This window comes from Mucilaginibacter ginkgonis, assembly GCF_009754905.2.
In the GTDB taxonomy this organism is placed as follows: Bacteria; Bacteroidota; Bacteroidia; order Sphingobacteriales; family Sphingobacteriaceae; genus Mucilaginibacter; species Mucilaginibacter ginkgonis.
This window is the reverse complement of the sequence record NZ_CP066775.1, coordinates 1,863,945-1,876,676: the sequence shown is the minus strand read 5'-3', so window position 1 is coordinate 1,876,676 and position 12,732 is coordinate 1,863,945. Positions and strand designations below refer to the sequence as shown.

Below are 12,732 nucleotides of genomic sequence, written 5' to 3'. Positions count from 1 at the left end.
TTGATGAAAAAGCTCATCATATTTGATCTTGACGGTACCCTTGCCCAAAGCAAGGCGGCCATAGATGCTGACATGGCGCGCCTATTGCACAGCCTGTTAGACACGGTAAAAGTTGCTATTATATCAGGCGGTGATTGGCCGCAATTTGATAAGCAGGTAATTTCTCACTTGCCTAAAGACAGTCAGTTCAATAATCTGTTTATACTCCCCACCTGTGGTACTAAGTTCTACCAATATGATGGTAAAGATTGGCAAAAGCTATACTCGGAAAACTTTACCGCTGCTGAAAAGAAGAAGATTATTTCATCATTAAATAAGGCGGTAGAACAAACAGGTTTTAAGCCGGAGAAAATCTGGGGTGAACAGATAGAAGACCGCGACAGCCAGATCACGTTTTCTGCCTTAGGCCAGCAGGCACCGCTTAAACCTAAACAAGAGTGGGACCCGCACTTCGATAAACGGCGCAAGATCAAAGCCATTTTGGACAAAACCATTCCTGAATTTGCGGTACAGTTAGGCGGTGCTACATCGATAGACGTGACAAAGCCTGGCATAGACAAAGCTTACGGTATACATAAACTGAAAGAGGTGCTCAAAATTCCGATCACTAAAATGTTATTTATCGGCGATGCCTTATTTAAAGGTGGTAATGATTATCCGGCGAAAACAACCGGCGCCAAATGCATCTTAACCCGCGACCCCAAAGAAACCACTCACTTAATTGACGCGATTGTTAGTTGCCTGGATTAGAAGTTTCCAATAATCGCTTCGCAACCTTAAGCACGTCATCTTCCGATGGATTTATCCAATGAATTTCTTTGTCATTATTGAACCAAGTAAGCTGTCGTTTAGCGAATTGACGTGTATGCTGTTTAACAAGTTCAATGGCAGTCGGCAAGTTAATCTTGCCTTCCAGGTAGTCGAATATTTCTGTATAACCTACCGTGTTTAACGCGTTCAAATGGCGATAGGGCAGGAGGCTTTTAACTTCATCGACTAATCCATCGGCGATCATTGCATCAACCCGTTGATTGATCCTGTCATAAAGGATCTCTCTTGGCATATTTAGACCGATCTTGACTATACGAAAAGGCCTTGACATTACATTTGCACTGCGAAATGACGAGAACGGTTTGCCTGTAGCGTCAAATACTTCTAAAGCTCTTATAACGCGTTGTGGGTTATTGATATCAACTTCGGCATAGTAGACAGGGTCAGCTTCTTTAAGTCGTAGTTGAAGGCTGTCGATCCCGTGCTCCTTTAATTGAATGTTTAGCTTCTCTCTCACTTCCGCCGGTGCGGATGGCAGTTCATCAAATCCTTCACAGATAGCTTTTACAAACAACCCTGATCCGCCGACTAGAACAGCAATATTTTTAAATCTGAATATTTCATTGATCGCATTGACACCAGCCTTTTCGAAATCGCCGACAGTGAAATTTTCTTCAACGGAATGTGAGCCTATAAAATGGTGAGGTGCGGCGGCAAGTTCATCAATTGTGGGTTTGGCCGTGCCGATAGACATTTCCTTATAGAACTGCCTGGAGTCTGCAGAAACAATTTCTGTTCCGAAGTGCTGAGCAAGTTTGATAGCCGCCGCCGTTTTGCCAACTGCAGTGGGGCCTGCAACAACAATAAGCGTTTTATCGGTTGCTGCTGCCAATATTAATAATCGTCGCTGCTGCCCTTGCGGCCCGAATAGCCGTCTTCGTCGTCATCAGAAAACTCGTTACCAAACTCGTCTTCTTCCTCCTCATGGCTTTCTTGCTCTTCTTCGTGGGTTTCCAAACCTGTATCCTTAACTTCAGAAAAATCTTCAGCATCTTCGGGATTAAATTCCATTTCGTTAAGGAAGTCAAAATCTTCGTCGGTAGGTGGGATTACCGTTTGCCCTAACACATTGCCAAATTGTTTTGGTGCTTCGCCGGTGCTCCTAAATACACTTGGATAAGTTGTGCCCGGCGTTTCATTCAGGATCTTTATCAACTCGACATGGAAGTCAAATGGCCTGTCGAAATTGAAAGTGTAATAGAATTTTTGGTGCGGGTCATCAATAAAGTTGCTCAGTTTAGCGTTCTCCATCAACTTAACACCACGTTCTGTTTTACGCGCATTAGGTTTGTAAGCAAACTCTTCGCCCTTGGTCCATTGGTCATTGCTAATGTAGAAAGATGACGGATAATCTGCTGCGTAACCGGTAGCCTGATGTATCGCCGTGTGCAGGTCAGCAAACGTTTGATTAGACTTTATATCAATCTCGCGCGACACCTCGTCATAATCCTCAAAAGTTACCTTGAACCTATATATAGCCATGTTTTAAAAGTAGATTTTCGCCAAAAATAGCACTTTAATTTAAAAAGGTTTCTCCACAACTTTTAAGCCAAATTCTTCGCCTTTTGCTACGGTATATTCGAGCGCAGCCGCTCTGTCATTCGGGATATCGCCTTCAAGAATGGCCTCGCGTATTTGATTCTTAATAATCCCAACCTCACGGCCCGCAGTAATGCCAAAAAGTTGCATAATATCATCGCCGGTAACAGGGGGCTGCCAATTACGGATGCTGTCGCGCTCTTCTACATCCTTTAATTTTTGCTGTACTAGCTCAAAATTGTTACGATATTTTTTAATCTTGTACTCGTTTTTGGTAGTTACATCGGCCTTGCAAAGCATCATCAGGCTTTCTACATCGCTGCCTGCCTCAAAAAGCAGACGCCGTACTGCAGAGTCTGTAATAATATCCTGTGCAAGTACAATTGGTCGCAAATGCAGCTGAACCAGCTTTTGCACAAACTTCATGTGCTCATTCAGCGGAAGTTTCAATTGCGCGAATATTTTTGGTACCATGCGCGCACCTTTATCCTCATGGCCGTGGAAGGTCCATCCGTGGCCGGGCTCGAAGCGTTTGGTGGCAGGTTTTGCGATGTCATGCAATATAGCAGCCCAGCGCAGCCAAAGATCGTCAGTGTCTGCACAGATATTGTCTAGAACTTGCAGGGTATGGTAAAAATTATCTTTATGGCCACGGCCGTCAATATAGTCGACACCGTAAAGCGCAACCATTTGCGGAAAAATGATGTGTAGCAGACCGGTATCGAATAAATATTTAAATCCAACCGAGGGCTTAGGCGAAAGGATGATCTTGTTCAATTCATCTGTGATACGCTCTTGAGATACTATGCCGATGCGTTCTTTGTTTTGTTTTATGGCGGCTACGGCGCTTTCATCAATTTCAAAACCTAATTGCGAAGCAAACCTGATGGCACGCATCATTCGCAGCGGATCATCACTAAATGTTTCTGACGGATCAAGGGGGGGGCGTATCAGTTTGCTTTCCAGGTCTGCAATGCCATTGAAGGGATCAATCAATAATCCATAATTATCAGGGTAAAGTGATATAGCAAGTGCATTAATAGTAAAGTCGCGACGTTTTTGATCATCCTCCAAGGTGCCGTTCTCAACAATTGGTTTGCGCGATTCTGCGCGGTAAGACTCTTTGCGGGCACCTACAAATTCAACCTCCACATCTTTATACCGCAACATAGCCGTACCAAAGTTTTTAAAAACGGCCAGTTTTACGTTAAGTTGTTTTGCCACTTCTTCGGCAAATGCTATCCCGTTACCTATAACAACGATATCGATATCTTTCGAAGCGCGGTTTAAAAAGATATCCCGTACGTAGCCGCCAATGGCAAACGCCTGCAGATCAAGTTTGCCGGCAAGTTTTGAGATTATCGGGAATATGGGATGTCGTAAGTGCTGCTTCATCAAAGAGGTAAGATTTTGCCACGTTGCAAATCTATAATATATGTGTTGGTAATTGCCTTTCTTACCGTAAAGTTTATATTAGCCTGTCAAGAATTTAAACCCGCCTCAATATGAAATTTGTACTACATCCACTAAGCAAGCTATTTTTTATTTATGCAATCGTTCTTTCGGCACTATCAGTAAGTGCGCAAACGGTTAAAAATAATAAAATTGTAATGGGTGTTATTGACAGTGTAAATTCAAAAATATTGAAGGAGACACGCAAAATATGGGTTTATGTACCTGCAAGTGCCGCCGAAAGCATCTATGCCCCAAAGAAATATCCCGTAATATATCTGCTCGATGGAGACGCACATTTTGCATCTGTGGCGGGTATGGTACAGCAATTAAGCGGTACTGTTTGTCCCGAAATGATAGTTGTTGCCATACCTAACACCGACCGCTTGCGTGACCTCACCCCGAACCATATAGGCCCTCTTAAGAATTCGGGCGGAGGTAAGGATTTCATATCTTTTATCGAATTGGAATTGATGCCGTATATCAACCTAAATTACCCAGCAGCCTCATATAAAATGTTAATTGGCCACTCGCTTGGTGGCTTACTGGTAATTAACACATTGGCAGGCCAACCCGGGTTGTTCAACAGCTATGTAGCCATCGATCCAAGTATGTGGTTTGATAGGGGTATCGCGTTAAGCTATGCCAGAAAAAGCTTTGCAAAAGAAAATCTGACAAGTAAAAGTCTGTACATGGGAATTGCCAATACTCTGCCCGAAGACATGGATACTACATTGGCAAGAAAAGATACATCGGCCGCTACAGGGCACATCCGTGCTATATTAAATCTTAAAGATATTTTCCAAAAAGAGGCTATTAACAATAAATTAAAATTTGCTTACCACTATTACGCTAACGACAGTCACGGATCTATACCATTTATCACAGAATACGATGCTTTGCGTTTTATTTTCAGGGATTATGCAATACCACAATCGCTTACGAAAACGTTCTTTGACAAAAATATACCATCCGGGCCAATCATAGCTAAAGTGGAAGCCCATTATAATGAGATATCTAAAAATATGGGTTACAAATTCTCCCCTCCAGAAGACGTAATGAACGATTTTGGCTTAAATTTGATATCCGCCAATCCCAAATTAGCCTATACGTTTTTGCAATATAATATTAATGCTTACCCCAACAGTTACAACGTTTATGACAGCATGGGTGATTACTACAATGCTGTGCACGATAAGAGTAAAGCAATTGAACTATACCAAAAGGCACTGAGCCTAAAAGAATTTTCTGATACGAGAACAAAATTAAATAAACTGATAAACAAATAAAATTTATTGAAAATCGATAAATATTTATTATAATTGCATTGGATTCAAACTTTGCAATTGTTATGAAAAGAATTTCTACCGTATTTCTTCAAGGCGTGCTTGTCCTGATAGGTGTTATCACGTTAACCATTCTAATTGTTTTCCCAACAAGGGAAGGCCGGGCGGCTGACCTTGATTTGTTTCACATTTATGCAGATCCGTTTATATTATTTGTTTATGCTTCATCATCCGCGTTTTTTACCGGACTTTATAAAGCATTTAAACTATTAGGCTACATTGGGCGTAACAGGGTATTTTCTACAGATGCGGTATTGGCACTACGAAGCATCAAACTTTGTTCGCTAGCCCTGGCAGGTTGCATTTTACTGACAGCTGTATTCATCAGGATATTTCACGCCAAAGGCGACGACCCCGCAGGCTTTATGATGCTATGCATGACAACCGCGTTTGCAACTATTGTGGTTGCTACAGCGGCAGCAGTGTTCGAAAAAGTTTTGCAAAGCGCCATCGACATCAAATCTGAAAACGACCTAACCATTTAAGCCATGCCTATTATTGTAAACCTGGACGTGATGATGGCGAAACGGAAAATGTCGCTAAATGAGCTTTCAGAGAAAGTCGATCTCACGCTGTCTAACCTTTCTATCTTGAAAACCGGCAAGGCTAAGGCAATCCGCTTTAGCACGCTGGAAGCTATTTGCAAAGCATTAGACTGCCAGGCCGGCGATATCCTGGAGTATGAAGCTGAAAAAAGATAATGTTATCTGCGTATAAACTCGAAATGACCTTTCGCATCTAAACGCATGATAGTAGATGGTTTTTTGGGCTCGCGCAAGAGCTGATCTACGTCTGCAACGTAATCCACTCCGTTCAATATGTCCTCGGTAACTTCATCAAAAAATTGTGGTGAGGGCTGCCCGCTAATGTTTGCCGAGGTGGAAACGAGGGGCTTGCGCATACGCTGAATCAATTGCTGGCAAAAAGGGTGGGCACTCACTCTGATGCCTACGCTGCCGTCTTCGGCGATCAATGCCGGAGAGATGTTTTTAGCGCCCGGCATTACTAGCGTTAGAGGGTTTTCTGCGAATTCAATCAAGTCGAAAGCAATGGCAGGTACTTCTGTAATGTATTGCTCTAGTTTATGATCGGCGTCCACGAGAATGATCATGCTTTTACTTTCTTCGCGTTGCTTTAACTGGTAGATCTTCTTAACAGCGTCGGTATTTGTGGCGTCGCAGCCGATACCCCAAATAGTGTCGGTGGGATAGAGGATAATACCGCCGTCCCGAATTACGTTTAGCGCTTTGTCAATTTCGTCTTTAAGCATGATCTAACACTTGCTGATACAGTTTAGCATATTGCTGTATCAATTTTTCATCGTCAAAGTTAGCCGAATAATTTAGTCCGGCGATTATCATCTTGTTGCGCAATTGTTCATCACTTAGGAGGCTATTGATAGCTTTGGCGAGAGCTCTATCATCATCCGGATCAACGTAAATGGAATCCGGTCCGCCCGCTTCTTCCAGGCAAGATCCTGTCGCAGCTATCACCGGAACTTTACTCACCAATGCCTCTAAAATTGGTATGCCAAAACCTTCGTAGCGCGAGGGATAAATAAAACATGCCGCGCCCTGATAGATAGCAGGAAGGTCTGCAAAGGGTACGTTGTGCAGGAAAATTACCCGTTCCCTAAGCTGGTTCTGTGCGATAAAAATCTGTACTTCGTCAAGATACTTAGTTATCTTACCAACAACAACCAGTTTAATGTCAGGGATGTTTCTTAAAGACCTTTCCAACAGTAAAAGGTTTTTACGCTCTTCTATTGTCCCCACGTTAAGCAGGTACTTTTCCGGGAGGTTATACCGCTTACGCACCTCTTCTAATTTGTCTAAACCGGCCTCAACTTTAAAAGCCGGGTCGCAACCCTGGTAGATTACTTCAATTTTTGCCGGGTTGGTGCCAAAAATGTCGACAATATCATCTTTAGTTTTTTGGCTCATGGCCACAATACGGTCCGATTCGCGGCACGCGACTTTTAATTTCGCTTTGTAAAAGAACCGGTCAATAGCTTTAAAGTATTGCGGGTAGCGCATAAAAATCACATCGTGCACAGTAACTATACCTTTAATTCCGGTACGTTTTAAGCCGAACGGTAATTCGTGACTTAAACCATGATAAAGATCGATTTCATCGCGTTTTAGATCACGTATAATGCCGCTTGCCCGCCAACGTGAAGTAAATAATCTTAGCGTGGGTGTTTTTACAAAGGTATTTAACCCTTTAGGTGCGTAGAGTGTTGAAAGCTTTGGTGTATAAAGCAAGTACTTGTTTTCGGTATGCAATTTGGCCAGGCCATTAATGAGCCAGCGGCTGTAATTACCCAAGCCGGTACGGTTCAAGAAAGCACGCTTAGCATCGAAACCGATGTTCATAATGAAAGAATGATAGAATGAGTGAATGAATGAATGAGACGACAATTCTTAAAACTCAATCCTTCTATCATTCTTTCATTCAAAATTATACAGCAACATTGTTATCTCTCAACGCGTCGTTAAGCGATGTTTTCTTGTCTGTAGATTCTTTTCTTTTGCCGATAATTAATGCACATGGCACCTGGTACTCGCCAGCCGCGAATTTTTTGGTGTACGATCCCGGTATTACCACAGAACGCGCCGGCACCACGCCTTTATATTCAATCGGTTCTTCGCCGGTAACGTCAATGATCTTGGTTGAGGCTGTCAACACAACGTTGGCACCTAAAACGGCTTCGCTTTCTACATGCACGCCTTCTACAACTATGGCACGCGAGCCAATAAAGCAGTTATCCTCTATAATTACCGGCGCAGCCTGAACGGGTTCTAACACGCCGCCAATGCCCACGCCGCCACTTAGATGAACATGTTTGCCAATCTGGGCGCATGAACCCACGGTAGCCCAGGTATCAACCATTGTGCCCTCGTCAACATAGGCACCAATGTTTACGTATGATGGCATCATGATTACGCCTTTAGCAAGGTAAGCGCCATAACGGGCAATACCATGCGGCACTACACGTACCCCGGATTTTTTGTAGTCGGTCTTTAGTTTCATTTTATCATGAAACACAAACGGCCCAACTTTTATTTCCTGCATCTCCATGATCGGGAAGTACAGGATCACTGCTTTCTTGATCCAGTCGTTCACATGCCAGCGGCCGGTAATATATTCTGCAACGCGCATTTGGCCGTTGTTGAGCTGTTCAATAACAGTATCTATCGCGTTGGTGTATTCGGTTTCTTTCAGCAAGGAGCGGTCGTCCCATGCTGCTTCAATTTTTGCTTTAAGATCTAAAATCATCGGTTAAAATTTTCGCAAAGTAAATGTTTTCGGTTATAAGGTTGGCTGTAAAACGCTAAATAGTTGCTTAATGTTTCATGAGCCCCTGGCCAATGATGGAGTATATTACAAACAAAACAAATGCTACGGCCAATGGTGCAGTTACACTTTTAGGATAGTAATCCTTCTCTGGGAAATAGCGTTTGTAAAAAACCAAAACCAGTATTAGCGCGGCGGTAAGATCAAATGCTAATTTGATAACGCTTAGGGCAAACAACAGATCTTGTGCTTTAAGATGCAGCAAATAATTTTTAGCGATAAAGGTTGCCGCGAACGTTTCAACAACATAATAAGCTACGGAAAAAACCCCGACGATTATCGCCCTGCGGGTATATCCAGCTCCCCTTAAATTCAAGACCAACAGCGTGCCGCCAAAAAGCGTGGTAAATATTAGCGTAAACCAGAATACTGCTGTGCGCGAATATATCTCAATATCGTATTCATGCTTACCGCCTTCGGGCAGGTAATCCTCTTCAAATTCCATTGCTCAAATATATTTAAAACAACATTTGCGCCGTTGTAAAATATTTACCCTTTTTGTAAACGCAATATGCCTGAGAAAGAAAAGTTACGCGTAGATAAATATTTATGGGCCATCCGCCTGTTTAAAACCCGCTCGCTCGCTACCGAAGCATGTAAAGCCGGCCGGGTAAAATTGAATGGCGCTAACGTGAAAGCATCGCACGAAGTAAAGATCAATGAACTGTACAACGTGGCTAAAGGCCCGGAGCGAAAGATTATATTAGTGACGGGCCTGCTGGAGAATAGGGTTGATGCCAAAACCGCTGTGAATTTCTATGAAGACCAGACACCGGTAGAACAACGTGCCGGGTTTCAATCCATGTTCCAGGCACCACAGCTGCGCCGCGACCGAGGCACAGGCCGACCAACCAAGCGCGACCGCCGCGAGATAGATGACCTGCAGCAAGATTACTTTGACAGAAACGTTGAAGGAAGTGAGGAGTAATATTAATAGTCGCACAGTAATACATGTTCCTGATCCGTCATAACTGTTCAATAATGGTTATCTGGAAACAATGCGGTCTGCTGTTGGTAGCTGCTATTAATCTAATCTCTTCTCATAACAATAGAATCTTAACCCCGGCCTGAATTGCAGCCCAATTTCGCCGCAAAATTTATATCCCAATTTTGGGAATAGAGCCTGCGTAGCTTTGTTGTTGTTATTGGTATCGATACGCAGCGTTTTAAAGCCGCGTTCTAAAGCAATTCCTTCGGCTATATTAAGTAAGGCCGCGGCAACGCCGCGACCTTGAAAGTCGGGGTCAACAGCCAGGCGATGTGTAACTATAGCCGGTTCGGTAATATCCCAGCCTACATCGGCATACTCAGGATCCTGGTCGATTGTCAATGCTGCAACGCCTGCTATTTTACCATCTTCTTCTGCAACCCAGAGCTGGTTTTTGCTGATGTCTAAGGCGAACTTCTCCGGGTTAGGATAATTATCATCCCACTGCAAATTACCGGCGGCCCGCATCAGCGGAATAACCTTTTTTATAAGAAGCATAATAGCGGTGATGTCTGATGTGGTGGCGCGTCTGATGTGCATGGCCAAAAATAATTTATAAATGGCCACGCACAAAAGGAAATCAAGCCCTTCTCTTTTGGAGATGGGTTGGGGACGCCTTTAAACCGCAGTCGTCAGCAGGCCGCCCTCGGCACGGATGGCAGCGCCGTTAGTTGCTGCGGAAAGCGGACTAGCCAGGTAAGTAACAGTATTGGCGATCTCGTCTGTGGTTAGAAAGCGTTGAATTATGGAGGTAGGGCGCATGGATACAAAGAAATCTTTTTCCACTTCTTCTACCGTTTGATTTTTGTCCCGGGCTATCTTCTCGATAAATCCGCCGACACCTTCAGATAGAGTAGGGCCGGGCATAACAGTATTTACCGTTACGTTCGTGTTCTTAGTGAGCTCTGCCAGCCCGCGCGACAAACCAAGCATAGCGGTTTTGGTAACGCCGTAATGGATCATTTCTTTAGGAATATTCAATGCCGATTCGCTAGCGATGAAAATAATACGGCCCCAGTTTTTGGCTATCATTTTATCGAAGTAAACGCGCGATAAGCGGACGCCGCTCATTACATTCACATTAAAGAAATTAAACCAGTCATCATCAGTTATCGCCTTAAACTCCTTGGGTTCGAATATGGCAACGTTGTTGATCAGAATATCAACTTCCGTAAGCTGCTCTGTCAGGTTGTTAATATCTTCGGCGTTGCTAAAGTCTACCGTAATTCCGGCGACATTTTCGTTGCCGGTTTCTTTTTTTATACTATTTACTGCTTCGTCCACACGCTTTTGCGTGCGACCTGTAACAGTAACTATTGCACCTTCTTGCGCTAATTGTTTCGCTATTGAATATCCTATGCCGGCGGTAGAGCCGGTCACCAAGGCAGTTTTATCTTTCAGTTGTAAATTCATGAAAACAATACCATGCTGATTAACGGATTGTTTAGCAGATAAGATTTCCGTGCATTTCTATGACAGACTAGTTCCCAAACGGCGGCCTGCCGGTCAATTGCCGGTAAACCGGGAACTCTTCGTGCGGTTTTACGCTTTTATGAAAGTTCTTGCAATAGTAGACCTGTAGGTGCAACTCATCTACTCCGCTGCGGTAAATGATGATGTCGGGCATTTGGGTTACGCTGTCGAAAAAAGGTGTTACGTTCAGGTCGATACTTTTCTGATGCTCTTGACCAAGTATCACAGCGTCATCGCCGACTAAGGTTTTCGGGTCGACTAAAAATGCCAGGTTACGCGGGTCTTCGTCAAAAACAATGATGGGCTTTTTGCCTTTAAGTGCCCAATCGATCTTGCCCGTAAGCCACCAGCGGGTGCTGCCCGTAAATATTTTTGGGTCGTTTAACCAGCCTTCTTTCTCAAAGCGTTTCTGAATGTCGATGTAATCAGTGCCTTGTATTGTGGGTTCCGTTTTTTCACCGCCAAAGTGCACTATCCATTTCGGCCCATAATAACGCCAAAAACCTGTGATCTCCTGTAAGTTTGCCACCAGCAAAACGATACATGTAAACAATATGCTGAATGTTAACCAGCGGCGATTGAACAATGCCGAGCGCTTACCATGATTATTTAAGGCTTTATCTACAGCAAACCCAAGAGGAATAAACAGCATCATGTACCCCGGTGCCTGCCAGTGGAAGTGGTATTGCAAATCGCTCCATAGGGTTACCAGGGTGAAGAATACCAATGGCAATACGGATGTCCAAAAGATAAATCCATATGCCTCAGATTTGCTGCGACTTTTAAAGCTTGTCCATAATTGAATAACAAGCGGTACCCATATCCAAGGCAAGAGCCACAATGCCTGGCCGCCAATGCTGCGTAAAAACCATTCGGGGTGGAGGCTGAACCCATGAGTGCCCGAACCTGCACGGTTTCCCTGAAATGTAAAGGAGATCCAATCGTTTTTGTAATTCCACCAAATAACCGGGAACGCCAATGCAACTGCGATCAAAAACGCTATGTATAGACCGGGGTGGGTTAGCCAATGGCGTTGTTTCTTATTAGCGATAATAAAAATGAACACGCCCACCAACAAGAAAAGCACATGGTATTTGCTCAACACATCAAGCCCCATGCTAATGCCGATCAATATCCATAAAGTATATACCTTGCCTTTGTTACGGTCTAATTTTTCTTTGTTGTTGTAAGTGAAAAGCAGCTCGACAATGAAGTAGGCACTGAGCATCCAAAAGAACATCAGTGGTGCGTCGGGTTGAAACCATACCGCGATAGGGATAGTAAACACTGCGCTGAGGTTGATCAATACTACCGCCCAAAACCCGGAACGTGGGTTAAATAATCGTGCAGTTACTAAATATAATAACCAGCTGGTACCTGCGAACAATAGAACCGAAGGAAAACGAAGCCCAAGGTTTGTTAAGCCCAACAATTTTACGCTGATACCGCCAAGCCAAAAAAACAATGGTGGCTGGTCAAAATAACTAAGATCAAAACTTAACGCCCCGCGGAAATAATAAGATTCGCCAATGCCCAGGCCTGTGTATGCTGCCACGAAAAGCCTTGCAATAAAAGTAATGACGATGACCAGCAGGGTGTATTTGCGGGCATTACTTTCTAAAATATTCTTCATAGGGTAACAAAGCCGGACTGTTCGCAGCAAGTGCCAAATTTTATAATAATAATTGAGAATTGTGACATTATCGCTCCCTCATATTAAGCACGCGAAAAGGTCGCACGCAAATT

At 43.6% G+C, this 12,732-nt stretch carries 15 protein-coding genes; 5 read left to right on the top strand and 10 right to left on the bottom strand.

The window, feature by feature from the left end:
- The first annotated feature begins 3 nt into the window (after positions 1-3).
- Positions 4-750, top strand: a complete 747-nt coding sequence (locus GO620_RS08635; protein WP_157524270.1) for an HAD-IIB family hydrolase — start codon at positions 4-6, stop codon at positions 748-750.
- Here GO620_RS08635 and miaA read toward each other — a convergent pair.
- The 3 genes from miaA to GO620_RS08620 are packed head-to-tail and all read right to left on the bottom strand — an operon-like array spanning position 734 to position 3,765.
- Complete coding sequence (gene miaA, locus GO620_RS08630; protein ID WP_157524268.1) at positions 734-1,663, bottom strand: tRNA (adenosine(37)-N6)-dimethylallyltransferase MiaA; 930 nt, start codon at positions 1,661-1,663, stop codon at positions 734-736. The genes GO620_RS08635 and miaA overlap by 17 nt on opposite strands.
- 2 nt (positions 1,664-1,665) lie before the next feature.
- Positions 1,666-2,313 (bottom strand): IS1096 element passenger TnpR family protein, encoded by a 648-nt coding sequence (locus GO620_RS08625; RefSeq protein ID WP_157524266.1) that lies wholly within the window; start codon positions 2,311-2,313, stop codon positions 1,666-1,668.
- A 39-nt stretch (positions 2,314-2,352) separates the two neighbouring features.
- The gene (locus GO620_RS08620) at positions 2,353-3,765 is read right to left on the bottom strand and encodes a CCA tRNA nucleotidyltransferase (RefSeq protein WP_157524264.1); all 1,413 of its coding nucleotides are present in this window, start codon (positions 3,763-3,765) and stop codon (positions 2,353-2,355) included.
- A 110-nt stretch (positions 3,766-3,875) separates the two neighbouring features.
- Here GO620_RS08620 and GO620_RS08615 point away from each other — a divergent pair, with 110 nt between their 5' ends.
- From GO620_RS08615 to GO620_RS08605, 3 genes are all read left to right on the top strand, one after another.
- The gene (locus GO620_RS08615; protein ID WP_157524262.1) at positions 3,876-5,111 is read left to right on the top strand and encodes an alpha/beta hydrolase; all 1,236 of its coding nucleotides are present in this window, start codon (positions 3,876-3,878) and stop codon (positions 5,109-5,111) included.
- Positions 5,112-5,173: 62 nt separating this feature from the next.
- Positions 5,174-5,653 carry a DUF2975 domain-containing protein gene (locus GO620_RS08610; RefSeq protein ID WP_157524260.1) on the top strand — a complete coding sequence of 160 codons (480 nt, stop codon included), beginning with the start codon at positions 5,174-5,176 and terminating at the stop codon, positions 5,651-5,653.
- A gap of 3 nt (positions 5,654-5,656) precedes the next feature.
- Positions 5,657-5,869: a helix-turn-helix domain-containing protein gene (locus GO620_RS08605; protein ID WP_157524258.1), complete on the top strand. Its 213-nt coding sequence runs from the start codon at positions 5,657-5,659 to the stop codon at positions 5,867-5,869.
- Positions 5,870-5,871: 2 nt separating this feature from the next.
- Here GO620_RS08605 and GO620_RS08600 read toward each other — a convergent pair whose 3' ends face one another.
- From GO620_RS08600 to GO620_RS08585, 4 genes are all read right to left on the bottom strand, one after another.
- Positions 5,872-6,438: an L-threonylcarbamoyladenylate synthase gene (locus GO620_RS08600; RefSeq protein WP_157524256.1), complete on the bottom strand. Its 567-nt coding sequence runs from the start codon at positions 6,436-6,438 to the stop codon at positions 5,872-5,874.
- Positions 6,431-7,543 (bottom strand): glycosyltransferase family 4 protein, encoded by a 1,113-nt coding sequence (locus GO620_RS08595; RefSeq protein ID WP_157524254.1) that lies wholly within the window; start codon positions 7,541-7,543, stop codon positions 6,431-6,433. The genes GO620_RS08600 and GO620_RS08595 overlap by 8 nt, the downstream gene beginning before the upstream one ends.
- 85 nt (positions 7,544-7,628) lie before the next feature.
- A complete protein-coding gene (locus GO620_RS08590) occupies positions 7,629-8,447 on the bottom strand; it encodes a 2,3,4,5-tetrahydropyridine-2,6-dicarboxylate N-succinyltransferase (protein WP_157524252.1) in 819 nt (272 codons plus the stop codon).
- Positions 8,448-8,514: 67 nt separating this feature from the next.
- On the bottom strand, positions 8,515-8,970 hold the full coding sequence (locus GO620_RS08585) for a hypothetical protein (RefSeq protein ID WP_157524250.1): 456 nt from the start codon (positions 8,968-8,970) through the stop codon (positions 8,515-8,517).
- Positions 8,971-9,036: 66 nt separating this feature from the next.
- Between GO620_RS08585 and GO620_RS08580 the strand changes: the two genes are divergently transcribed.
- Positions 9,037-9,453 (top strand): RNA-binding S4 domain-containing protein, encoded by a 417-nt coding sequence (locus tag GO620_RS08580; protein ID WP_157524248.1) that lies wholly within the window; start codon positions 9,037-9,039, stop codon positions 9,451-9,453.
- A 96-nt stretch (positions 9,454-9,549) separates the two neighbouring features.
- Here GO620_RS08580 and GO620_RS08575 read toward each other — a convergent pair whose 3' ends face one another.
- From GO620_RS08575 to GO620_RS08565, 3 genes are all read right to left on the bottom strand, one after another.
- Positions 9,550-10,053, bottom strand: a complete 504-nt coding sequence (locus GO620_RS08575) for a GNAT family N-acetyltransferase (RefSeq protein ID WP_157524246.1) — start codon at positions 10,051-10,053, stop codon at positions 9,550-9,552.
- 78 nt (positions 10,054-10,131) lie between these two features.
- Positions 10,132-10,926: an SDR family NAD(P)-dependent oxidoreductase gene (locus GO620_RS08570; protein ID WP_157524244.1), complete on the bottom strand. Its 795-nt coding sequence runs from the start codon at positions 10,924-10,926 to the stop codon at positions 10,132-10,134.
- Positions 10,927-10,993: 67 nt separating this feature from the next.
- Positions 10,994-12,619 carry an ArnT family glycosyltransferase gene (locus GO620_RS08565; protein WP_157524242.1) on the bottom strand — a complete coding sequence of 542 codons (1,626 nt, stop codon included), beginning with the start codon at positions 12,617-12,619 and terminating at the stop codon, positions 10,994-10,996.
- Positions 12,620-12,732: the final 113 nt, after the last annotated feature.